20 protein-coding genes and 4 tRNA genes are annotated in these 24,036 nt (G+C 34.7%); 18 read left to right on the top strand and 6 right to left on the bottom strand.

Annotation, left to right across the window (positions count from 1 at the left end):
- Positions 1-113: 113 nt before the first annotated feature.
- Positions 114-791: a metal ABC transporter ATP-binding protein gene (locus tag Gromo_RS02165; RefSeq protein ID WP_231158825.1), complete on the bottom strand. Its 678-nt coding sequence runs from the start codon at positions 789-791 to the stop codon at positions 114-116.
- 89 nt (positions 792-880) lie between these two features.
- Here Gromo_RS02165 and Gromo_RS02170 point away from each other — a divergent pair.
- Positions 881-953, top strand: a tRNA-Gly gene (locus Gromo_RS02170).
- A gap of 248 nt (positions 954-1,201) precedes the next feature.
- Here Gromo_RS02170 and Gromo_RS02175 read toward each other — a convergent pair.
- The 5 genes from Gromo_RS02175 to Gromo_RS02195 are packed head-to-tail and all read right to left on the bottom strand — an operon-like array spanning position 1,202 to position 8,216.
- Entirely contained in the window at positions 1,202-3,085 is a 1,884-nt protein-coding gene (locus Gromo_RS02175; protein ID WP_231158826.1) for a ComEC/Rec2 family competence protein, read from the bottom strand.
- A gap of 40 nt (positions 3,086-3,125) precedes the next feature.
- Positions 3,126-3,860 carry a 4-hydroxy-tetrahydrodipicolinate reductase gene (locus Gromo_RS02180; RefSeq protein WP_231158827.1) on the bottom strand — a complete coding sequence of 245 codons (735 nt, stop codon included), beginning with the start codon at positions 3,858-3,860 and terminating at the stop codon, positions 3,126-3,128.
- Positions 3,861-3,895: 35 nt separating this feature from the next.
- Positions 3,896-5,299 (bottom strand): sodium:solute symporter family transporter, encoded by a 1,404-nt coding sequence (locus Gromo_RS02185; RefSeq protein WP_338015378.1) that lies wholly within the window; start codon positions 5,297-5,299, stop codon positions 3,896-3,898.
- Positions 5,300-5,321: 22 nt separating this feature from the next.
- Positions 5,322-7,340 (bottom strand): glycine--tRNA ligase subunit beta, encoded by a 2,019-nt coding sequence (gene glyS, locus Gromo_RS02190; RefSeq protein WP_231158829.1) that lies wholly within the window; start codon positions 7,338-7,340, stop codon positions 5,322-5,324.
- The gene (locus Gromo_RS02195; protein WP_231158830.1) at positions 7,341-8,216 is read right to left on the bottom strand and encodes a glycine--tRNA ligase subunit alpha; all 876 of its coding nucleotides are present in this window, start codon (positions 8,214-8,216) and stop codon (positions 7,341-7,343) included. It lies immediately after the preceding gene.
- Positions 8,217-8,360: 144 nt separating this feature from the next.
- Here Gromo_RS02195 and Gromo_RS02200 point away from each other — a divergent pair, with 144 nt between their 5' ends.
- From Gromo_RS02200 to rpsG, 17 genes are all read left to right on the top strand, one after another.
- Positions 8,361-8,966: an alpha/beta hydrolase gene (locus Gromo_RS02200; RefSeq protein ID WP_231158831.1), complete on the top strand. Its 606-nt coding sequence runs from the start codon at positions 8,361-8,363 to the stop codon at positions 8,964-8,966.
- Positions 8,967-8,975: 9 nt separating this feature from the next.
- Positions 8,976-9,713, top strand: coding sequence for a hypothetical protein (locus tag Gromo_RS02205; RefSeq protein ID WP_231158832.1), 738 nt, complete (start codon positions 8,976-8,978; stop codon positions 9,711-9,713).
- Positions 9,714-9,771: 58 nt separating this feature from the next.
- Positions 9,772-10,179 (top strand): Fe-S cluster assembly scaffold IscU, encoded by a 408-nt coding sequence (gene iscU / locus Gromo_RS02210; RefSeq protein WP_231158833.1) that lies wholly within the window; start codon positions 9,772-9,774, stop codon positions 10,177-10,179.
- Between the two features lie 8 nt (positions 10,180-10,187).
- Entirely contained in the window at positions 10,188-10,526 is a 339-nt protein-coding gene (locus tag Gromo_RS02215; protein ID WP_231158834.1) for a HesB/IscA family protein, read from the top strand.
- 319 nt (positions 10,527-10,845) lie between these two features.
- Positions 10,846-10,928: transfer RNA gene (locus Gromo_RS02220), tRNA-Tyr, on the top strand.
- A gap of 7 nt (positions 10,929-10,935) precedes the next feature.
- Positions 10,936-11,006: transfer RNA gene (locus Gromo_RS02225), tRNA-Gly, on the top strand.
- Between the two features lie 10 nt (positions 11,007-11,016).
- Positions 11,017-11,089, top strand: a tRNA-Trp gene (locus Gromo_RS02230).
- Between the two features lie 72 nt (positions 11,090-11,161).
- Positions 11,162-11,353 carry a preprotein translocase subunit SecE gene (secE, locus tag Gromo_RS02685; RefSeq protein ID WP_420797322.1) on the top strand — a complete coding sequence of 64 codons (192 nt, stop codon included), beginning with the start codon at positions 11,162-11,164 and terminating at the stop codon, positions 11,351-11,353.
- Positions 11,354-11,437: 84 nt separating this feature from the next.
- On the top strand, positions 11,438-11,962 hold the full coding sequence (nusG, locus tag Gromo_RS02235; protein WP_231158835.1) for a transcription termination/antitermination protein NusG: 525 nt from the start codon (positions 11,438-11,440) through the stop codon (positions 11,960-11,962).
- Positions 11,962-12,504, top strand: coding sequence for an uL11 family ribosomal protein (locus Gromo_RS02240; protein ID WP_231158836.1), 543 nt, complete (start codon positions 11,962-11,964; stop codon positions 12,502-12,504). The genes nusG and Gromo_RS02240 overlap by 1 nt, the downstream gene beginning before the upstream one ends.
- Complete coding sequence (gene rplA, locus Gromo_RS02245; protein WP_231158837.1) at positions 12,501-13,214, top strand: 50S ribosomal protein L1; 714 nt, start codon at positions 12,501-12,503, stop codon at positions 13,212-13,214. The genes Gromo_RS02240 and rplA overlap by 4 nt, the downstream gene beginning before the upstream one ends.
- Positions 13,211-13,693 carry a 50S ribosomal protein L10 gene (locus Gromo_RS02250; protein WP_231158838.1) on the top strand — a complete coding sequence of 161 codons (483 nt, stop codon included), beginning with the start codon at positions 13,211-13,213 and terminating at the stop codon, positions 13,691-13,693. Before rplA ends, Gromo_RS02250 begins: the two co-directional genes overlap by 4 nt.
- Positions 13,694-14,025: 332 nt before the next feature.
- A complete protein-coding gene (rplL, locus tag Gromo_RS02255) occupies positions 14,026-14,388 on the top strand; it encodes a 50S ribosomal protein L7/L12 (protein ID WP_231158839.1) in 363 nt (120 codons plus the stop codon).
- Positions 14,389-14,406: 18 nt separating this feature from the next.
- Positions 14,407-18,747 (top strand): DNA-directed RNA polymerase subunit beta, encoded by a 4,341-nt coding sequence (gene rpoB, locus Gromo_RS02260; protein ID WP_231158840.1) that lies wholly within the window; start codon positions 14,407-14,409, stop codon positions 18,745-18,747.
- 42 nt (positions 18,748-18,789) lie between these two features.
- Positions 18,790-22,887 carry a DNA-directed RNA polymerase subunit beta' gene (gene rpoC, locus Gromo_RS02265; RefSeq protein WP_420797326.1) on the top strand — a complete coding sequence of 1,366 codons (4,098 nt, stop codon included), beginning with the start codon at positions 18,790-18,792 and terminating at the stop codon, positions 22,885-22,887.
- Positions 22,888-23,109: 222 nt separating this feature from the next.
- Positions 23,110-23,496: a 30S ribosomal protein S12 gene (gene rpsL, locus Gromo_RS02270; protein ID WP_231158842.1), complete on the top strand. Its 387-nt coding sequence runs from the start codon at positions 23,110-23,112 to the stop codon at positions 23,494-23,496.
- A gap of 29 nt (positions 23,497-23,525) precedes the next feature.
- Positions 23,526-24,023 (top strand): 30S ribosomal protein S7, encoded by a 498-nt coding sequence (rpsG, locus tag Gromo_RS02275; protein WP_231158843.1) that lies wholly within the window; start codon positions 23,526-23,528, stop codon positions 24,021-24,023.
- The last annotated feature ends 13 nt before the right edge of the window (positions 24,024-24,036 follow it).

Raw genomic sequence — 24,036 nt, forward strand, 5'->3', positions numbered from 1 at the left:
TTAATAAAACATCGAATATCCTTAATGAATGAGTTATTTCATATTGGTAAGATAAGATTGAATTTGAATTTATAAGAAAAATAATACACTTTCTATGTGTGAGTATAATTTTTCTAAAAATGTTTGTGATGGTAGTGGCCCATCTGCAAAAAAATATCAGAATGCACTTCACATGGACTTCCCATACAGCAAATTTCTCTGTTTAAGCAGATTATCTTATGGCTTTTTGCCATAACATTTTGCATATCGTGGGATATCAGCATAACGCTTGTATTCCACAACTTGTTTATATGTGATATTAGATCAAAAAAATACAATTGGCTATGCAAATCCATTCCTTGAGTTACTTCATCCAATACTATTAAATCTGGTTTTCTGATAATTGCTCTGGCAAACAGAATTTTTTGAAATTCTCCTGTCGACAGATTAAGGACACAATTATCTTTTAAATGTGGGCAATTTACAATATCTAATACTTCCGTTATTTGCATAAATCGATTAGGTGCGAGATTTAAAAATTCCTCTACAGATAATGGAATTTTGTTGTTTGTAGATACTCTTTGTGGAACGTATCCTATAGTGTTGAAATTTGATTCTATATGTCCAGTGAAGGAATCTCTCAATCCAAGAATAGTTTTTATTAAAGTTGTTTTCCCTCCTCCATTTGGACCAATTATTGTCAGTATTTCTCCTTTTGCTAGGTCAAAAGATATGTTATGTAGGATAAAGTTCTTTTTTCTCCAAAATGAGCTGTCTTTAGATACAGATAGATTTGATATTTTTAAGCTCATTGCAGATACCTACATAATATAGTGCATGATACATAAGTTTGTTTATATAATATAGATTAATAGGAAAAATTTGTGTATTATTATGTTGTGCGGGTGTAGCTTAGTTGGTAGAGCGTAACCTTGCCAAGGTTGAGGTCGAGAGTTCGAGTCTCTTCACCCGCTCAGTTATGTTTCAAAGTTGTTTGTTACATATTCATTGTATTGAGGTAATTTTTCATGACGAAGATGTATTGTATGACTGTTGACGATCATCTTAAAATAATGATTATAGTTTATGTTTTTATATATCTTCGATTAAACAAGAAGAATTTGATCACAATGATGTTGATCAAGGAAGTATTTGCTGCTCAAATCTAATTTAACTGATGTTGTTACAGTTTGAGTACAATATAAATGATTTTTTCGTTTGTCTAAGCAATGCATTTAATTTGATTTTTGACAATTTTAATATTATCACCATATTTTTCTACCAATATGTGAAATTGGCTTATATCTATAAATTTAAATATTTTAAGGAAATTTTTGTATGTTATTTGAATACCTTCATTCATTAATGAAAATCTAATATCATCGATTATGAGATCTGCTCCATTTCCAAGAAATTTCTGCAGGTTTTTAGTATTTGTTGTATGACAAATTTTGAATGATAACTTTCCGTATTTATTTCGCTGAACGATTTTATCGTTTGTTATTTCGATTATTGAGATCGGTTGATGAAAGTTGTTGTAAATCAATACTATAAAACTTGCTGCTGTTATAGGAATTTTATATAGACTTTTTGTAAAGCATACAAAGAATATTACAAATGTGAAAAATAGAACTTCTGCTCCAGAAATGCTGTAGTATTCAAAATTGATTGAGTGTAAATTTGCGACAAATGATGCAATTTTTCGTAAAATATCAATGCTTATATCAAGTGGATAAATAGTTATTGGATTGGTACAAAATAGGCTCAGTACTAGTGTAACTATACATAGTGGCATTATTACTGATATTGTTAATGGAATTGCTATGATGTTTGATATTATGCCGTAAAGTGTGAATTGCTTAAAGAAGAAAACAGTGTATAAAGCTGTTGCAAAAGTTGACGCAAGCGAAGATGAAAGTATTTCTTTCGTATATGATGTGATATTTCTTTTAGTTGAAATGCTTCTTGATATACTTGCTAGCCCTATGACAGCTGCAAAAGATAATACAAATCCCGGATTCATCAGAGATAAAGGAGTAATCCATAGGATTATTGATGCAGCAACTGATATATTTCGTACAAGAATTGTTTTTCTATGAAAAATTATGCCAACAAAAATGAATGATGTCATCAAGAAGGCTCTGATTGCAGATATACTTCCGCCAGACAAAAGAGAGTATATTGATGTGCATATTATAGATATTATTCCAGCGAATCTCTTTGAATTTATCATGAAAAATGGCATGAGTATTGTATGAAAAATGAAAAATACTATGGAAGCTATGATCGACATGTGCAATCCAGATATGGCGAGTAAGTGAGCTAATCCAGATTGACTGAAATCTCTTTTTATGTAAGCTGTTTCTTCTGATATACCGGTAATTAGTGCTGATGCGATGCCTCCGTTAATTTGCCCTAATTGCTTGAGGAAATTTTGATGAATTTTTATTCTGACTTTTTGTATAAATGTTAATTTTTCATATTTATTGCGTGATAATTTATCGTGAATAATAGTACATTTACATGAAATTCCACTTAATTTGCTAATTATTCTTTCATACGGTTGATATGATGTGTTGCTAATCGGCTTAAGCGTTGTATCTATTTCGATGATATCTCCTGTAAATATGGGTTTGTTTGATGATAATTTAATGTATTTTATTGATTTTAATAAATCTTCACTCTTACTGTTTTTTGTTATACTTATTGGTTTTAGAATTGCATTATGGCGAATTTCTCCCATTTTGTTTTTTATATGAGTTTTTACACATACAATTTCACCCTGTAAGTGAACTTTTTCTGAATTAGCTAATAATTCTGTGGTTGAGCATAATATGTGAAGATGAATAATGATTGCTCCTGTTAACAATCCCGATGTGATTAATATTAATTTCTGTAAAATATCCTGTTTGTACTTTGCATAAAATGCAGATATTGCAAATACTGATAATGTGCAATATATAAAGAAGTTTTGGTATGTTAAATGACATAAAATTCCAATTATCAAGAAATATGGCATCAATAAAATTAAAAAATCAAGAGTAATTTGTGTACGTATATCTCTGATAATATTGCAGTTATATATCAAATCTATAAATCTTTGCATGTGAATAAGTTTTATTTTGCAAGATTATATATTGAAGTAATTATTCGTCCAATGATAAGTAGTCTTTTAAAAAATCGCTCATACTAAATATTCCTTTTCTCTTGCTTATCCATATTCCAGCTTCGATTGCGCCTTTTGCGAAAATTTCTCTTGAAAGAGCTTTATGAGAGATCGAAATCTCCTCAAATTCTGTGAAATAACTAACTGTATGAGTTCCTTTTTCATTTCCTTTTCTCTCAAAAGAAAATTCCCTTGTGTTAGGAATATGCTCTCTTATGATTTCTAATGTTTTTTTTGCTGTGCCTGAAGGTGCATCTTTTTTTTCTGCGTGATGAATCTCATGTCCTGTAGCTGAAAAATTAAACTTGGATAATGTTTTTGTTGCTTGTTTTATCAAATTCCAAAATATATTTACTCCTATTGAGAAATTTGATGAATGTAAAAATGCTGAATCTGTCGTGTATGGAAATTTATTCCAATTCTCGTATATGAATTCATAGTTCCATCCTGTTGTTCCGGATATTATTTTTGACCCCATACCTAGTAGAGTTTTTATTCTGTCCAAGCATCCTGTTCCATCAGAAAAGTCGATAATCACTATATTTTGCAAAAATTCCTCGTTTTGTGATGCAAGTATACACAATTGTTTGAAGTCATCTTCATTGTTTATAATTGAATGTAAGTCATTTTTTTGAATTAATGACTCTATCGCGTGTCCCATTTTCCCATATCCAATAAGGATTATTTGTATGTTTTTTGAAGATAGTTCGTACATGTGATTAAGTGAAATTTTACAATTTTATCAGATAATTATGAGCAGGATAATGATTTGTTGCTATTTTTGTGTATGAATCTTCCAAATAAAATGCCAATTATACTCAAAACAAACCCTGGAATCATTTCGTACAGGTCTTGATCCACTATTTGAGACCATTTTAAAAATCCGCAAAGAATTACTCCAAAAAACCCCATAACAATTCCTAGAAATATTTCATAAAAATAACATCGTTTTGAGTAAATTGAGTATACAATTACTGCACCAAAAGATGATCCTAATCCAGCCCACGAATATGCTACTAAGTCCATAATTTTGTTCTCTGGATTAAATGACACTATGAACGATAGTCCGGATGTTATGAATATTGGTATGAACGATAATCCAAATGAGTTTAGCTTTATATAATAGCTTATTTTGCTCATTAATATGGAAGAACATGCTAATGTTTGTGCGCAAATTGTACTTAGTATAGCAGCTATTACTCCAGAGAAAATTATTCCGATCATGTGTGTTCCAAAGCTATTAAATACGGCATGAAAAAATAGTTGCTCAGGGTCTTCAACCGTCCACATGGTTTTTCCTATGCACCCGATTGTTACAGCACAAGAAAAAGCAATTATCATCCAGCTTAAGCAAAATTTTCTTGCTTTCTCGATGTTCTCTGAAGATTTTGATGCCATGAATTTTAACAGTAAGTGAGGTTCTCCAAGATATCCAAGCCCCCAGCACAAAGATGAAATTATCGATATATAAGAATAATCATTCTTTGAGTATATCCACTGGTGAATTTCATTTATTATGTTCGTGCTGCGCCTTGTGTACAAAGGAATTGATATTAATGTCAGCATTATAAGTGATACTTGAATAATATCAAGTTTCCCCATCGCTTTCATTCCTCCAATTGAAGAGTACAATATTATGAAAATTGTGAAGATTTTTAGTGCATTGTGGTATTTTATACCTGTGAAACACTGTACTAGTATTGCTCCACTTTTTAATCCAGACGCGATGTATATTACTAGAAATATTAAGATGATTATTGAACTGAGTGTTTTTATAATTGATGAGTTTTTACCGTTTACACAGCATTTACTTAAATACTCTGGAATTGTCATTGAATCTGTCTCAATAGTCCTTTGTCTTAATTTTGCTGCTACGTATTTCCAGCTAATGTATGACCCAATGATCAAACCTATTGGAATTAGTGATTGACTCATTCCATAAGTATAAACAGCTGCGGGTAAAGATATTATGACCCAGCTGCTAGTGTCTGCTGATGCGACGCTCATTGCTGTTTGTATTGTTGTCATCTGTCTCCCTGCTAGCATATGATCTGTTATTGCTTTTGACCTGAATACGATGCTCAGTATTAGCATAATTCCTAGGTATGTACATAAGTATATTAATATGCTGCTTGCGTGTTCTAGATGATTCATTAATGATTGAAATCACGGTAAATCATTTTGTTTCGCAAAAAATGATGTTGTCAAGTAATTTATGAAACATAAACGCGATATCGTAGTTAATTGACTCCTTTGAATCGTGAATAGCTTCTGTATCTATCAAATGGTTTACTTTATCAATGTTTTCAATTGCATATTTTATATTTGATTCCAATTCTGATGAAGACACACCTTCTATTTTATTCATTAATGTCCTGTGAAATGTAGTTTTGTGATCTAGGCTATCCATCTTATCTTGTTCGTTAATATTATGATTGTATTCAGTTATTAGTCCAGATAACCTTTTATGAAGGCTGATCATTTTATCAAAATACTCATAATTTTCTTGCAATATTTTTGCACGATTCATTTCAGTGTGAAAATTGTATTTTTTGAGTAAATTCATTTTGCTCAAAATATCTTTATGAATATTCATTTCGTCCGAGAAGACTCTATAGGTTCTATCTATTAAAAATGATGAGAGTTTTTGTGATTGTATATCAAAATTTTGCTTGTCTGATGCAAATGATTTTGCCCATACTTCTATAAGTGATATTAGATCATTTATGGAAAAATCTTCAATGTTGCAAAGCATTTTTATTACAGAATTTCCACTACGTTTTAAGCTAAAGGGATCACCGCTGCTCTTGGGAGTGATATCTAACATGAAAAACATAATCAGTTTATCTATATTGTCGATAAGAATGATGTGTTTAGTAATGTTATTCAATTTATCAGTAATTTTATACTGGTTATATTGATTGTATATTGCATCGAAAATTTCATTCTTATGCTGATGCTGATGCTTGAAATGATAAGCTCCTATTATCCCCTGTAATTCTGGAAATTCCTGAACGGTTTGTAAAATTAGATCTAATTTTGAATACTCAATTGCTATAATGATGTTATCGTAAATTTCTTTCTGACTGCAAATCCATTTCGCGATCTCCTTCATTCGTTGTATCTTATCAAAGATTGTTCCGAATCCTTCATAATATGTCTTTTGTCTTAGTTTGTTCTCGCATACCGATTTTTGAGTATTTATATCTAATCTCCAGAAAAATAGAGCATCTTCAAGACGAGCTGATATAACATTTTCGTTCCCATTGATGATTTTATCTTTTCTTTCAGATAATGAGTCTGATACTATGCAAAATTTTGGAAATAAATCGTTTTTGATATAAAAAGCACGTTGGTGATTTTTTAAAACAGTGAAGATTATCTCTGAAGGGAGTTCTAGAAATTTTTTTTCAAAGCTCCCGGTGAGAACAGATGGAAATTCCGCATTGTAAGCATTCTCTTCTACGATTGATGCGTTCTCATTTGTGAGATGAAACTCACATTTGTTGTTTTTGTATGCTTCAGTTAATTGATTTATGATTTTTTCTTCTCTCTCTTTTTGAGCTAATATTACCCGTTGCATGGAATTTTCATAATTTGTAGCATTTGTGATTATTACTTGACGATTTAATTGACGATGATCAGAAGTCTTGTTGCTTGTGGTGATGTAATCGTACTGCCATGTCATGAGTTTATCGTTTAGTAAGGATAATATTGATATTATTGGTCGAAACCAATGAAGTGTGGATTCGCTCCATCTCATCATTTTTGGCCCCTTAGTTTCGTAAATAAATTTATTAGATAAATGTTGTAGTAAAGACTCAATTGATTGTGTAGATGATTCTTTTGTAAGTTCCCAAAAAGTTTTATCTTTGAATGTTTTCTTTGTACAATTTGTTTCTGTAGCATTATTTGCAATTAAAAATGCCTCAAATGCATCAATATTTGATATTTCTGGACCTTGCTTTCTTACAGCTTTTGATATGAAAGTTAAAGGAAAATTCCATATTTTAGCTATAACTCTGCGAGAAGTCGAAAATAGCTGAAATTCACATGGTATCTCAGTAGATCCGTAAGTTTTGAATGTGCTGTTTATGTGTTTATTCCACTCTTGTAAGATGAATTTTTGAGAATGTGATGGCAATTCTCCGCATAATAACTCAAATATGAAAGTATTTTGGTCTTGTGATTTCATTTATAAATCTCCCAGGCTAAAACGTAATGAATGCTCTTGATTGTTCTCAAGATATCTGTGAGCGCATAAAGATGCAAGTTCTCGAATCTTTAAAATATTGTTACATCTTTCGCTTGTGCTTATGACTCCTCTAGCTTCCATTAAGTTGAATAAATGACTTGATTTTATGCAATACTCGTATGCAGGAAGTATTAAGCCCTTATCAATTAAACGCCTGCACTCAAGTAGTGATTCGAAAAATTGTCGAGATATTATATCTGTTGCAGCTTCATTGAAATTGAATTCTGAGCACTCTTTCTCCTGAATGTAAAATAAGTCTCGATATTTTACATCGTCTGACCATATTAGATCGTATGTATTTTGACAGTTTTGAACACACATAGCGAGTCTTTCTATTCCATATGTTATCTCAACAGTAATGGGATTGCATTGAACAGATGCAAATTGCTGAAAGTATGTGAACTGTAGAATTTCCATTCCATTGTACTGTACTTCCCATCCTATTCCAGATGCGCCTAATGTCGGGCTTTCCCAATTGTCTTCCAGAAATCGAATCTCATTTTCGTCTGGGGTAATTCCTATTTTCTCTAAACTTTTTAGTGCGAGTTCTTGTGCATGAAGTGGAGATGGTTTTAAAGTGACCTGAAATTGATGAAATTTCTGCAATCTGTTAGGATTTTCTCCGTATCTTCCGTCAAATGGTCTCCGACATACCTGAATAAATGCGCAATTCCATTTTGATTTGGTTATTGATCTGAAAAAGGTCTCTGGGTGAAATGTGCCTGCTCCCATCTCCATATCATACTGTGGTAAAATCGTACATCCGTAATCTTTCCAAAATTGCTGCAGATTGAGAATTATGTCCTCTATATTCATTTTTCTTATCATTTAAGTATTGCATTTTATTTGATTTTTTTGCAAATTTATAGTGAAAAATCTTTATGATTGAAATTTTTGAACATGTTATAGAATAATGAAAATTTTAATGGTACAATTCAGCATTTCTTTTTGAAGTTTGTTGTGCAAATATTGAGTATTACAGTAGAAAACGGAGATAAGGTTAGGTGTAAGTATTTAAGGTCTTCTTCTTACTCTCCTCTTGTTTTGTTTCTGGTTCATCGTGTAAATGATTCTGTTCAGAATTCTATTGTAAATACTTTGCGTGGATTGCATTTTAATGTTTTGGTTATGGAAGCTAGATCCACTAATCGAGATCTTATGAATGCTGTTTTTTGCTGGTCTAGGTTGCGCTCTCTGAATCCATACGCTTCAAAGTGTTTTGTCATTGGAGTCAATGATGGTGCTTGGGTCGGAATGCAGCTTTTAATGAGGAGACCGGAATTTGATAGATTTATAGCAATTAATCCTCCTATTAAGACTAGCGATTTCTCTTTTTTGGCTCCATGTCCTTGTTCTGGAATAATTATTGATGCTCCTGTTTCTGAAGGTGAGTCTTTGCAATGTACGAGTGAAGTGTCTAAGTTTGTTCAAAAAACATCCATTAACTCTCCGATAAAGCTTGAGCACTGTAAGTTAAGTGGTGGATTTTCATCCGATACGCCCGATGTTATTGCTGGTGTTATAAGGGATTATATTGTATCTTCTTTTAATGCTATAGCCTCTTAGTGAGTGTGTATGTTCTTTATTGCTTTTATTTTTTCTCTCTTTTTTGTTCATTTTTCTTGGGGAATTTCCGATCAGTACGTTCGTACTATTCATAATGTTGTTGTGTGTAATAGCGATGTAGAACAGATGTGCTTGTTATTTAAAAATATATTCGGAGTAACTGATTCTGATATGATTAATGTACATAAAAAAATTCGTGCGAGTATATTAAATATGCTTAATCTCTACGCTAATTCGCGTGAGGTCAAATACAGAGATGTGCGTGATTTTGTTATTTCTGCTACTGGAAGGGATTTTGACTTAATTTTGGGATCTTGTGCTAATATTGGTGTGAGTCGTAAAAATGCTCTTTTGTTTTTTGCTGTTTTTAAAAATGAGATAGATAGTATTAGACTTTTAGTTCGTAAAGCAATGTCTTCAATAAATGACATTGACAGTATGATTTTTTTATCTTTGAAAGATGCGGGAGTGTTGAGAGTTTTTGTCCCTTTGTCGAGTGATGCAACTGCCCATAAGTCTTTGATAGATAAGCTTATGAATTTGAAAAGCGATCCTTCAAGATTGTTGGAGCAATTGAGACTGCAATACGATTGTCGAGATCATTTTATTCGAGATAAGTCTCATAGTGAAGCTGTTTCAGTTGATGGCGGTACTCTCGTTTATATTAATCAAGGAGTGGGTTTTTCTTCTGCTGATTTAATTAATTTGATTGCTTTAAAAATTGCTGTAAATTCAATTTATACTTAATAGTGTTTTTTTTGATTGATATGTGTCTATAATCCTTTGTGTTGTGTTTTTTTTTATTATGACTTACAGTAAGAAAGTGATTGATCACTACGAGAATCCCAGAAATGTCGGGTCTTTTGATAAAAATGATATGAACGTTGGCACTGGAATAGTTGGAGCTCCCGCATGTGGTGATGTTATGAAATTGCAGATTATGGTTGATTCAGAGACTGGAATGATAAATGATGTTGTTTTTAAGACTTTTGGTTGTGGGTCTGCTATTGCTTCTAGCTCGCTTGTGACTGAATTGCTAATGGGCAGGCATATTGATGACGTGCTTTCAATCAAAAATACTGATATAGCATCTGATTTGCAGTTGCCGAAAATAAAAAGTCATTGTTCTGTCCTTGCTGAAGAGGCAATAAAGGAGGCTGTGGAGGATTATAAGCAAAAAAGGAAGTCTCTAGCTGCGTTAAAGAAGGTTTAGGAGGCAAAATGGAGCTGATTTCGATTAATAGAGATGTTAAGTTGTTTTTTACTGATGTGGCGATTCGAAAAATTCTCGATCTATCGAAAAGTGGAGAGTTGCGTCTTTCTATGAAGAGGTATGGTTGTTCCGGAATGAGTTATGATATGTCGGTGGTGAAGGAAATTGATGAAAATGATCTGGTGTTTGAGCTGAATGGAGTTAAGTTTTATGTCGATTCTTCGATCAGTTCGTTTGTAAATAGCTGTGAAGTGGATTACAATGTTGGTTTGTTAAGTGAGGGGTTCGTATTTAATAATCCAAATGAAAAAGGTGGTTGTGGATGTGGAAAATCTTTCAATTTTTGAAGATTTTGCGTTTTTTTAATTGACCTTATGATAATAAAATTGTTTTTTTTGAAAAATTTTGTGCTACAAAGTTTGTCCAGTGTTGCTATATCAGTTTGTTTTGTATTTTGTGGATTGTTTTTTTAAATTTGATTATATATGAGATGTGCATGATCATCTAATGTATTGTAAATTTGATGAATAGCTTACTCAAATTATGTTAAAATGGTATTTGCTTTTGAGTTGAAATTATTTGTATAAATTCTTTAGTTCTTTTTATGTTATTGAGTTTTTCTATTGATTTTTTTGAAAAATGCTGTGATAATCCAAATCGTGATGAGGAGGGGTGGCTGAGCGGTCAAAAGCAACAGACTGTAAATCTGTCGGTTAATTCCTACGTAGGTTCAAATCCTGCCCCCTCCAAATTTCCGCGGGTGTAGTTCAATGGTAGAACCTCAGCCTTCCAAGCTGTTGATGTGGGTTCGATTCCCATCACCCGCTCTTTGCTTTTAGGAGAGTAGTTCAATTGGTAGAGCATCGGTCTCCAAAACCGAGTGTTGGGGGTTCGAGTCCCTTCTCTCCTGTTTTTTTATTGTAGATATTTATATTATGGTTGTTTTATGAAATAATGTGTAATTATTATCCAGTGATTTATTGTGAGTGTTTTGTCTTCTCTGATTGTTTTTATAAAATCTTCACTTATGGAGATAAGTAAGATCAGTTGGCCTTCAAAAAAAGAGGTTTACGCTCATGCCTCTATAGTTTTTTTGATGATGTTTGTGTTTATGGTATTTTTTTTCTTTGTTGATCTTTTGCTCTCGAAGTTTGTGGCATTTTTACTTGATTGATAGTTATAAAAAGTGTTTTTCTTTTTGGAATTTTATGTTATATTGTGTAAGTTTTCCTTTGTATTGCGTTCTTAAGAGGCTCTTATGGGGATGAAATGGTATGTTTTAAAAGTTTATGCTGGTCAAGAGAAGCGTTTTGTGCGTGAGATGGAAGCTGTGAGAGATGGGGGAGTTTCGGGAATTGGCGAAATTTTTGCACCTAGGGAAAAGGTTGTTGAGGTTGTTAAGGGAGCTCTTTTAGAAAAAGAGAGAGGAGCGCTACCTGGTTATGTTTTTATCAAGATGGATCTTAATGATGATGTTTTGTCTGCGATATCATCCATAAATAAGTCTACTTCGTTTTTGGGTGGAGAGGCTCCAATGCCAGTTTCTGATAAAGAGATTAACTCTATGATTGGTAGGCTAAATGATATCGCGTCGTCGTCTGTAAGTGCTTTTGTTGTTGGGGAGCGAGTTAGAATTTGTGATGGTCCTTTTACTTCTTTTGTTGGGACTGTGGAGGATGTTATGATGGAAAAATGTTCTTTAAAGGTGTCTGTTTTTGTTTTTGGTCAGTCAACTCCTTTGGAGGTTGCTTTTGATCAAGTTGAGAAAGTTAAGGAGGATTAATGGCTGTAAAGAAAAATATCAAGGCTGTTTTGCGTTTGAGGTTGGTTACTGGTACAGCTCTTACTGCTGTTGTTGCGCCTCGTTTGGGTGCGCACGGTGCTAATATTCCTATGTTTTGCAAGGCTTTTGAAGAGCGTGTTGCTGGTTATGAAAAAGGCATCGAATTGCCTTGTGTTGTTACTGTTTATGATGATAAAAGTTTTGTTTTTGATATAAAATCTCCGTCAGTGTCGTTTTTGATAAAGGAGGCGTTGACGAAGAAAGGTGTGAAGAATGTTGTGGAGGAAGATGTGCAGGTGAAGAAGGGTGCAAAAAAGGTTGCTACTTCTAAGGTTTCTTCTGCTGATGGGCCGCTTAAGGGAGCTCGTGCTCCTGGAAAATCTGTGGTTGGTGTTCTAGACCTTGAGGATATGGAAAATATTTTTGACAAAAAGAAAGATGATTTGAATTGTTATGATCGAACTGGTGGTTTTAGGATTATAGCTGGTTCTGCTATGTCGATGGGTGTTTTGTTGGCGCCTGGTATTTTGGAGGGTGTATGAAAAAAATGGGGAAAAAATTCGTTACTGCGTGCGCTTCGTTGCCTTCGAGTGCTGTATCTATGAAAGATGCTTTTTCGTGTGTGAAAGATATGGCTTTTGCGAATTTTAATGAGTCTGTTGATTTGAATGTCCGTTTGGCTATTGATCCAAAGATTTCTACGCAAGTTGTGAAAGGTTCGCTTTTTCCTCCTGCTGGAATTGGAAGGGATTTGGTGATGGCTGTTGTGGGAAAAGGGTTGTCGTCAAATGATTTTAAGGCGGCTGGTGCGGCTTATGTCGGATTTGATGATTTGGTGTCTGATATTCAGAGTGGGGCTATTTCTTTTGACATATGTTTTGCGATGAAGAGTGCAATGTCTCAACTCTCGAAGGTTGCTAAAATTTTGGGGCCAAAAGGTCTTATGCCAGATGTAAAAATGGGGACAATTTTTGAAAAAGAGGATGATTTGTTAAATGCTGTCAAGCGCGCTAAGTCTGGAGTGATACGTTACAAAAATGACAAGCAAGGAGCGTTGCACTGTTCTATTGGGCGAGTGAGGTTTTCTGTTGATGATTTGGTTGCGAATGCTTCTGCTTTTTTTGATGAAGTTGTTCGTATGCGTCCAGCGACTTTGAAGGGAAGTTCGTATATTTTGAGTGCGTTTGTCTCTTCAACGATGGGGCCTTCTGTTAAGATAGATTTGTCTACGGTTTGTGGGGGTGTAAAATGAATAAGTTGGAAAAAAAAGAATTTGTTAATAATTTTGAAAGAATGCTTAGTGAAAATTCTTTCTTCGTTATATTATCAAATAATGGCTTGGTTTTTTCTGAAATTTTTGTTTTGCGTAGAAAATTGAGAGAAGTTGGTGCTGCTGTTCTTTTTTCTAAGAACACTTTGGCTTCTATTGCTTTGAGTCGTTTTGGTGATAAATATTCAGATTTGATGAAATTTTTGTCTAACTCCATTTTTATGATTTTTGGAAATGATTCTGCAGCGATTTCTAGGATTTTGAATGAATTCTTAAAATCGACAAAAGTGAGTTTTGTGTTGGGTGGAATATCTACAAGCGGAGTTTTAGACGCGGCTGAGATTGAGTGTATCGGAAATGTTGTTTCTATTGATGATGCTAGATCTAAAATGATATCTTGCTTGTCTTCGGTTGGATCTAAACTTGCGTGTATTATGAATGCATTGGCTAAAAGGTCTTAATATTTGATTTGTGTGGATTTGTCTATGAGGTTGTGATTTTATGAATTTGTGCATGAAGATTTGTGTGAATTTGTGATGATTTTTTAAGAATTGTTTTTCATGATCTATGAGTGCTTTGATATGATGTTGGTTGTTTTTTACAATCTTTTATTGCCTTAAATTTGCGGTAATATTTACTATTTTTCATTAATTTTTAATTTAATATTTTGATTGTTGTTTGGATTATGAAAGTGTAAAAAAATCCTGAGTTTATATTGCATTTGTTATTTGTGTGGTATAAAATCACCGTGATTGTGAATGTTTTTACGTTTTTTTTACTTTGGGAGGAATTTGTGTCGGAAAGGTTGAATGATATATTGGATAATTTGTCTAAGTTAAGTATTGAAGAGGCGGCTTTGTTGTGCAAAAAAATGGAAGAGGCTTGGGGGGTCTCAGCTGTTTCTATGTCGGCTCCTTCAGCTGCTGCGATGCCTTCTCAAGAAGAGAAGTCTTCTTTTGATGTGAAGTTAACTTCAGTGGGAGCTAAGAAAATCGAGTTGATAAAAGTTGTTAGAGAATTGACAGGTTTGGGCTTGAAGGAGGCTAAGGATTTGGTAGAGGGATTAGGTGTAATTAAGACAGGGGTATCTAAGATTGATGCTGATGCTTTGAAGAGTAAGCTTGAAGAGGCTGGCGCTTCTGTCGAATTGAAATAATTGTATTAAGTGTTACATATGAAGATCGGATTTTGTAATGATCGTCCTGTTCGCGGTCGTTGTGTGACTCGTAGGTCTTTTTCTCGCTTGCCTATTGTTTTTCCTGATAATTCCCTACTGTCTGTTCAAGAAGAATCTTACTTTAGATTTATGGGAAGTAATGAGTTTGAAGGTGATTTGTCTTTGTCTTTGCGAAGGTTTTTCCCTTTGTACAATTCTTCGAAGTCGTTGCAATTGAGGTATTTGCATTATCGTTTTGGAATTCATAGATTCTCTCCTGAAGAGTGTATCAAAAGAGAATTGACTTATTCTGTGCCAATATTTGCTACTTTTGAGATTGTGTATAAGAATGAGGGCGAGGAGTTTGTTAGACCAGAAGAGATATATATGGGAGAAATGCCATGCATGGTGAGGAATGGTTCTTTTATTGTAAATGGCGTTGAAAGGGTGATAGTTTCACAGATTCATCGTTCTCCTGGAGTGATTTTTGGTTCTGACGGTTTAAAGGATAGGCATTCTTCTTATTATGCTAAGATCATTCCTTATAGGGGGTCTTGGATTGATTTTGAAGATGCTAAGAGTATGATTTTTGCTAGAATTGATAAAAAAAGAAAGGTTCTTGCTAGCACTTTTTTGCTTTCTTTAAATGATTTATTAAAGAGATCTCATTTGCTAAGTTTGAATTTGCCTGCAGAATCGTGTGATTTTTTGTCTTCAAATCATGATTCGGATAGTGCGATTGAGCTTGATAAATTTAAATTGTTGGCATTTTTCTATGGAGTGAAGAAAATTTCAAGAGTTGGTGATAATTGGCTTGTTAATTCTGATTTCTCTACATTTGAAGGTTGTATCATGAGTAATGATTTCGTGAATTTGCAGACTGGGAATGTGCTTTTTAAAAAAGGAAGGGTGGTTGATTCTTTGTCTATTGAATATGCTAGTCGTGATAGTTCAAGTGTCGAAATTGATGAGTCTTTTTTGATAAATTCTTATCTTGTTTCAGATGTTTTTGATATGGCTACTGGTGAGTGTATTGCTAAAGCTGGTGACATGATTTCTTCTGATATGCTCTCAGTTTTTCGAGATACTAATGTTGGAAGTTTGACTATTATTTTTAGTTGTGAAGTTAATAAGTCTCCTCATATGATGAATACAATTCTTGCTGATAAGAATGTTTTGCCAGTAGATGCTATTTGTGATGTGTATAGGGCAATTCGGCCTGGTGATACTCCGTCTTTTGATGGAGCGAGATCGTTTTTCTATGGTTTATTTTTTGATTCTATGCGTTATGATCTCACATCTGTGGGTAGAGCAAAATTAAATGAGCGTTTGTGTTTGAATGTTGATGATGATGTGCATGTATTGACTCCTGCGTGTTTAATAAAAGTTGTTAAGATGTTAATAAACGTCATCGCTGGAAATGAAAATATTGATGATGTCGATAGTTTGCTTTGTAGAAGGGTTAGATCTGTTGGTGAATTGTTTTTAAATCAGTGTGTTTTGAGCTTTGGTCGTGTTGAGCGAAGTATGGTAGATGCTTTGAATGCGTCTGATCCGTCTACGGTTATGCCTTCTGATCTTGTTAGTGTTAAATTTTTGGATATTCCTCTCAGAGATTGTCTTTTATTGAGTCAATTATCGCAATTTATGGATCAGACCAATCCACTTTCTGAGGTTAGTCATAAAAGAAGGTTGTCTGCTCTTGGTCATGGAGCTATCTCTCGAGATAGGAGTGCTGGAATTGAAGCTCGCGATGTGCATTATACTCAATATGGTAAGATATGTCCTGCTGAAACGCCGGAAGGGCCGAATTTGGGGTTGGTTGTGTCGCTCGCGATGTTTGCTAATGTTGATAAACATGGGTTTTTGAGAACGCCTTATCATCCTGTGGTGAGTGGAGTGGTTGATCGAAATTGTGTTCATCTCACGGCAGGTCAAGAGTCTGGTCATAAAATTGCTCAGGCTACAGATTTGTTGAATGATCGAGAAAAAAAAACAGAAGTTGTTGTTAGAAGTGGTCCAGATTATGTTCTTGTATCTGCTGATGAAGTCACTTTATGCGATGTAAGTTCGGTTCAAGGGTTCTCTGTTGCAACTTCGCTTATTCCGTTTGTTGAGAAAGATGATGCGCATAGGGCTTTGATGGGGGCAAACATGCAGAGGCAGGCTGTTCCACTTTTGAACCCTCAAGAGGCATTAATTGGTACAGGATATGAAGCTTATGTTGCTAGAGAGTCTGGGGCTGTCGTGCGAGCTAATTTTGATGGATATGTGGTTAAGGTTGATGGAAGTGTGATTGTTGTTAATAGAAGTGATTTTTCAGGAGTTGATGTCTATTATCTGAGGAAATTTCAGAAGTCAAATGCTGGAACTTGCGTTAATCAAAAGCCTTTCGTTAGTGTTGGTGATTTTGTAAAATCTGGACAGGTTATTTCTACTGGCCCGGCAATTAATGCTGGTGAGTTGGCTCTTGGAAGAGATTTGTTGGTTGCTTTTGTTTCTTTGCATGGAATGAATTTCGAAGATGCTATTGTTGTGTCAGATAAAGTTGCTGATGCTTTTACGTCGTGTCATTTGTCTCAGTATGAGTGCAAAGTTTCTAATTCAAAGGGAGTGGAAGAAGAATTTACCAGAAATGTTCCAAATGTGGCTTCCGGAAAGCTTGTGCATTTAAATGAATTTGGTTTGGCTCGTGTTGGAAGTGTGGTCAATACTGGTGATATTTTGGCTGGTAAAGTCAGTAGAAATGTTATGGGTTATAGATCTTTACCTGAAGAGAGGTTATTAAAAGCGCTTTTTGGTGATGTCGCTCATGATGTTAAAGATTTGTCTTTGCGAGTGCCCCCAGGTGTGAGGAATGCAACTGTTGTGAATGTTGAGTATTTTGTAAAAGGTGGTCAGGAAAAGGATTCTTCTGTGCTGTTTATGGAAAGGAAAAGACTTGATGAGCTTGAGAAAAAATTTAAAGATGATTGTACTTTTTTTGTTTTTGGCTTGAGGCATTTTTTTAGGACTTTGATTGAGAAGGGCTATGATTTATATGTAAATAAAGTTAAGTTGACAGAGTCTTTGCTAAATGAAATGGTTGATTTAAAGAAGTTTTTTCTTATTTCATCGACTAATAAGCTTCATAAAAAAGAAATTGACTCTGTTGTCGATTTGTATAAGAAAGAGTTTGTGGCTCTAGAAAATAAGTATGATGAGGATCGTAGTGGAATTTTGAGGGGGGATGATTTGCCTTCTGGCTCTATTAAGGTTCGATTTACTTTGATGACGAAGCGGCGTTTGATGGTTGGAGATAAAATGGCTGGTCGTCATGGAAATAAGGGTGTTGTTGCGTGTATTTTACCAGTTGAAGATATGCCTTATCTTAGTGATGGGACTCCTATTGATATAGCTGTTACTCCTACGGGTGTGCCTTCTCGTATGAATATAGGGCAGATTGTTGAGACTGTATTTGGTGGTCTTTTGTTAAAAGTTGGTGAAGTTATTCGTCAATTTTTGTGTGAAATATCTGTTCAAGAGGTCTTTGATTGTTCTAAATTGAGAGAGTTCTTACTAAAATTGTATTCTTGTGACGTGATTAGAGATGGTTGTTTTGTGCGTGGTTTTTCTGTTGATGGTATGACTGATGATGAAGTGATTCTTTTTGCAACTGGATTATCACGTGGTATGCATATTGCTTCTCCGATATTTGATGGAGTCTCAAATGAAGATATAAAGCAATTGGCTAATGTTCTTGGAGTTGATGCAAGTGGAGAGCATGAGTTATTTGATGGAAGAATTGGAGAGAAATTTGACCGTCCAGTCACTGTTGGAGTAATGCATTATTTAAAGTTGCACCATTTGGTTGAAGATAAGATTCATGCTCGTTCTGTTGGAGGGTACAGTTTGGTGACGCAGCAACCTCTTGGTGGAAAGGCTCAGTTTGGAGGTCAAAGACTTGGAGAAATGGAAGTTTGGGCTCTTGAAGGTTATGGAGCTGCTTATATTTTGCGAGAGATGTTGACAGATAAATCTGATTCTGTTGAAGGCCGAGGTCGTATCTATTCTGGAATTATAGAGGGACAGCATTCTCATAAAGCTGGTTCTAGTACTTCTGCTGCGTTTCAAGTTTTGTGCAAAGAGCTGGAAGCTTTGTGTATATATCCTCATTTGCATTCGGCCGATGATGCTTATTCTATGAAGTTTATGAATGATAGTTCTCGTTATTCTTGTAAGTTTTTTGATAGCAAATCTTCAGATGAAGGTCATATTTCTGATTCTGAGAAGGTGTTCGATGTGAGTGATGTCATTTCAGATGAATCTGATGAAACTGCGGTTGCTCGTGATTTTGGTTCAACAACTGATGATGAATAGTGATTACGTTAATTCTTTAATTTTGATGAGGTTGGTATGAATATGTTTAATTTTAAGGGATCTAATAGAGTTGCAGATGTAGATTCAATGTTTGAAAATTTTGATGCTATATCATTATCAATAGCTAGTCCGGATATGATACGGTCATGGTCTAGTGGAGAAGTTAAGCGTCCAGAGACTATAAACTATAGGACTGGCAAGCCTGAAAGAGATGGTTTGTTTTGTTGTCGCATATTTGGTCCTGTGAGAGATTATGAGTGTATATGCGGAAAATATAAACGCAGTAGATATGCTGGCAAGTCAGTAGGTGTGGTTTGTGAAAAATGCGGAGTGGAGGTTTGTTTATCAAAAGTTCGTAGATTTCGAATGGGTCATATCGATTTGGCTTCGCCTGTAGCTCATATATGGTTCACAAAGTCAGTTCCTAGTAGAGTTGCTACTCTTTTGGGTATGTCTATGAAGGAATTGGATGCTATCCTTTATTTTGAGAAATATGTTGTGGTTGACCCTGGCACTACAGCTCTTGAAAAAAATCAACTTCTTTCTGAAGAAGAATATTTAGAAGAAGTAAATCAATGCGAAGAAACAGGAGATGAGTTTGTAGCTTTTATTGGAGCTGAGGCTATAAAAAATATGTTGTCATCTTTGGATTTGCTGGCTGAGCGTGATGCGTTGTTGCATGAAATATCTGCTACGAATTCTGATATAAAGAAAAAGAAGGCGATGAAGAGATTGGATATGGTGGAATCTTTTATTCGCAGTGGAAATAAACCAGAATGGATGATGATAGATGTTTTGCCAGTTTTGCCACCTGACTTGAGGCCGTTAGTGCCTTTAGATGGTGGTAGATTTGCAGTTTCTGATTTGAATGATTTGTATAGAAGAGTTATTAATAGAAATAATCGTCTTCGTAGGTTGATTGATTTAAGAGCCCCAGACATAATTATTCGAAACGAGAGGAGAATGTTACAAGAGTCAGTTGATGCTCTGTTTGACAATAGTAGAAGGCCTCGTCCAATTTTGGGGATGAATAAGCGGCCTTTGAAGTCTTTATCTGACTCTTTTCGTGGGAAACAGGGTCGTTTTAGGCAAAATTTACTTGGTAAAAGAGTTGATTATTCTGGTAGGTCTGTAATTGTTGTAGGGCATGATTTGAAGCTTCATCAATGTGGGTTGCCCAAAGAGATGGCAATAGAGTTATTTAAACCTTTTGTGTTAAATATGCTACGTCGGCATGGGTATGCTCAGACTTTGCAAAGTGCGAAAAAGATGATTGAAGTTGGGGCTAGTGAAGTTTGGGATGTGCTTGAAGAAGTCGTTTCTGGCCATCCAGTTCTTTTAAATCGTGCTCCAACCTTGCATAGGCAGAGTATTCAAGCGTTTGAGGTTGTGCTTACAGATGGAAAGGCAATAAAATTGCATCCATTAGTTTGTAGTGCTTTCAATGCTGATTTCGATGGAGATCAAATGGCGGTTCATGTTCCTTTGTCTATTGAGGCTCAGATTGAAGCTAGAGTTTTGTTGATGTCTTCTAAAAATATTAGGAGCCCTGCAAATGGTTCATTTTCTATAGTACCTACCAAAGATATGATTTTAGGTTTATATTACTTGACTTACATGGTGAATCCTGATTCTAATGATAAGGATTGTCAAAGATTTGCGTCTGTTTCTGATGTAATTTCTGCATTAAATTCTAAAGTTGTTTATATGCATCAGAAAATTATTCTGAGATTATCTTTAAGTAGGCCTAGATTTGTTGTTACAACTCCTGGTAGGTGTGTTCTATTTCATGCATTTGAAACTGAACTTGATGAAGTGAGTTCTGGATTGTTGTCTTTTGATAATGTGAATTTTGTCTTTTCGTCTAAAACGATAAAGTTGTTTTTTACTGATATTGCTAAGAAAGTACCAGATAGTTGTATAGTTAAGATTGCAGATATATTAAAAGATTTAGGTTTTTATTATGCTACTATGTCAGGAATTTCTTTTTGTATGAAAGATATGATTGTGCCAACTGATAAGCAAGAAGTTGTTGCTCAAACTGAGGCAATGGTCTCTCAATATAGAGAGCAATTTATAAATGGATTACTTACTGATTCTGAAAGGTATAACAAAGTTCTTGCGGCTTGGTCTAAGGCGACTGAGGTTTTGTATGGATCTCTGATGAAAAAAATAAAAGCTGAAAATGATGGGTTCTTTAACAATATACATGTTATAAGTGCTTCTGGAGCAAGAGGTTCTGAAGGGCAAATTCGTCAACTTTGTGCTATTAGGGGTATGATGACTGATACCAAAGATGAGGTTATTGAAGTGCCAGTTGTGCATTCTTTTATAGAGGGTTTGACCGTGATTGAATATTTTATTTCTACTCATGGTGGTAGAAAAGGTTTGATGGATACAGCTTTCAAAACAGCGAATGCTGGTTACTTGACTAGAAGATTAGTTGATGTTGCTCAAGATTGTATAATTTGCGAAGAAGATTGTGGTTGTGAAGAAGGTATTTATGTTCGAGCTGTTAAGCGAGGGGGAGAGACCATAGTTTCATTGTTTGAGGCAATATTTGGTAGATTTACTGCAAAAGATGTGGTCTCTAAAAGTGGAGAGGTTATTTGTAGTAGAAATGAGTATATTTCTGAAGAGTTGGCTGCAAAAATTTCAATGTATGTTGATGCTGTGTGGGTTAGGTCACCTTTGGTTTGTGGCTCTAAAGATGGAAGTGTGTGCAAAATGTGTTATGGATTGGATTTGGCTAAGTCTCACATTGTTGATATGTATGAATCTGTTGGAATTGTAGCTGCGCAATCTATAAGTGAGCCTGGTACTCAGCTTACCATGCGTAACTTTCAAGCGGGTGGTTTGGCTCAGGCAGATACGGGAGAATCTGCGATTATTGCATCTGTTGGGGGAAAGGCTGTGTTTGATAATTGTAGATTTATTGAGTCTGAATATAATACAATTTCTGTTGGTACATCTAGTTATATCGTTCTTATTGATGAATTTGGAGATGAGGTTGCGAGGTATAAGGTGCCTTATGGTTCATTAATGAATATTAAGGATGGCCAACAAGTGTTAGCTAATGATGTTTTAGCTTCATGGGATCCTTATGCAACCCCTCTTATCTCTGAATTTAGTGGAACTGTAGTGTTTAGACATTTGATTGATGGTGTCTCTTTGAAGGAAATTGTCGATGATGTTACAGGTATATCGGTTGTTTCTGTCTTGGATTGGAAGACCCTATCTAAGGGTGATAAAATTTCTCCATCTATTGTTGTAAAATTGGAAGATGGATCTGAAGTGTCTTATTCTGTTCTGCCGAGATCTGTTTTGCAAGTTTCTGATGGAGATGTTGTTTCTGTTGGTGATGTTTTGGCTCGTTTGCCTAAAGAGATGTTAAAATCTAAAGATATTACTGATGGTTTGCAGAGAGTCTCTGAATTATTTGAAGTTAAAAAGCAAAAAGAAGTTGGTGTGATGGTTGCTAGAAATGGTTCAATATCTATTGATTATGATCTTAAGGTTGGAAATATAGTATATGTAAATACTATGGATGGAGAGCGTGATAGTTATTTCATTCCACGTAGTAGAAAGATTATGGTTCAAAATGGAGATAAGGTTCGTGCAGGAGATTTGATAACCGATGGAGAGGCTTCTCTGCATGATATATTAGCTATATTGGGAGTTGAGAAATTTGCTGATTATTTAATCAATGAGATTCAAGATGTCTACAGAATGCAAGGAATAAAGATAAGTAATAAGCATTTTGAAGTAATGGTGCGGCAAATGCTACTAAGAGTGAACATTGTAGACCCTGGTGATTCTGAATATATGGAAAATAGTGTCATTAGTTTTCATAACTATATTAATGTTCGTAAGGCAATGTTAGAAGAGGGCAAAAGGCCTCCTGTTGGTGTGCGTAGATTAGATGGTATCACAAAAGCTTCTCTGGCAAGTGATTCTTTTATGTCGGCGGCATCTTTTAGAGCTCCTATACCTATAATTACTGAAGCTGCCATAAATAATATGGTTGATTTATTAAGAAGTAATAAAGCTGCATCTATAGCGGGCAAGTTAATATTTGCTGGTACTGGAGGAGTTACTAGATCTAAGAAAATGAAAAAATTTAATATGGATTTACATTGATTCAATTCTCTAGTGATTTTGTTTTGTTAAGATAACTGTGTTTTTAGTTTTTTTATATGTCAGATACTGATTTTTTGCTTAAACTCAAAGTAATTATGCATGATTTTAGAAATTGCTGGTGCACGTTTTTGATGCTTATTTACATTTTAAAACTAAATTTGCTATTGATTTTTTATAATATCTTGATAGATACTATTCCATGTGTTTTTTTGTTTTTTATTGATGCCTACTATAAATCAACTGGTTAGGAAGGGTAGATCTCCTAAGAAAGAAGGTACTCCGCTTGTGAGTTTGCGCGGAGCTCCACAGAGATCTGCTGTTTGTACAAGAGTTTTTACTACTACTCCTCGTAAGCCTAACTCTGCTATAAGAAAAGTTGCTCGTGTTCGTATGTCTCATGGAGTTGAAGCTACAGTTTATATTCCTGGTATGGGACATAATCTACAGGAGCATAGTAAGGTTTTGATTCGTGGTGGTGGGCCTAAAGATTTGTCTGGAGTGAATTTTAGCATTGTTAGAGGTGTTCTTGATGCTGCTGGAGTCAAAAATAGGTCTCAGGGGCGTTCTAGATATGGAGCGAAAATTGCTAAAACTGTAACAAAAAAATAATATATTGAGATTATAGGAGGGAAATAATTATGTCTCGTCGTGCTAGAGCTAATAGGCGTGAAATATCACCGGATTATAAGTATGGTGATGTTTTATTGGCTAAATTTATTAATTGCGTTATGTGGGAGGGTAAGAGATTTATAGCAGAGAAAATTGTTTATGAAGCTATTGATGCAATGGTCAAAGAAGTGAGAAAGAGTGGAGTTGATGATTTTGAAGGTAAAAGTGATGTCGATATATTTACATCTGCCATTAGAAATGTCAGACCTACGATTGAAGTTAAGTCCAAAAGAGTTGGTGGAGCTACATATCAAGTTCCAGTTCTTGTTGATGTTCGCAGATCTGAAGCGCTTGCAATCCGTTGGATTATTGGATTTGCTCGCAAAAGAGGTGGAATGCCAATGATGAAAAGGCTTTCGATAGAATTGCTAGATGCGTATTTTAATAGAGGATCTGCTATTAAAAAGAGAGAAGATACTACGAAAATGGCAGAAGCTAACAGGGCTTTTGCGCGATTTCGTTGGTAATTTTTGGAGAATT

Source organism: Candidatus Gromoviella agglomerans, assembly GCF_021065005.1.
GTDB lineage: Bacteria > Pseudomonadota > Alphaproteobacteria > CAJXXZ01.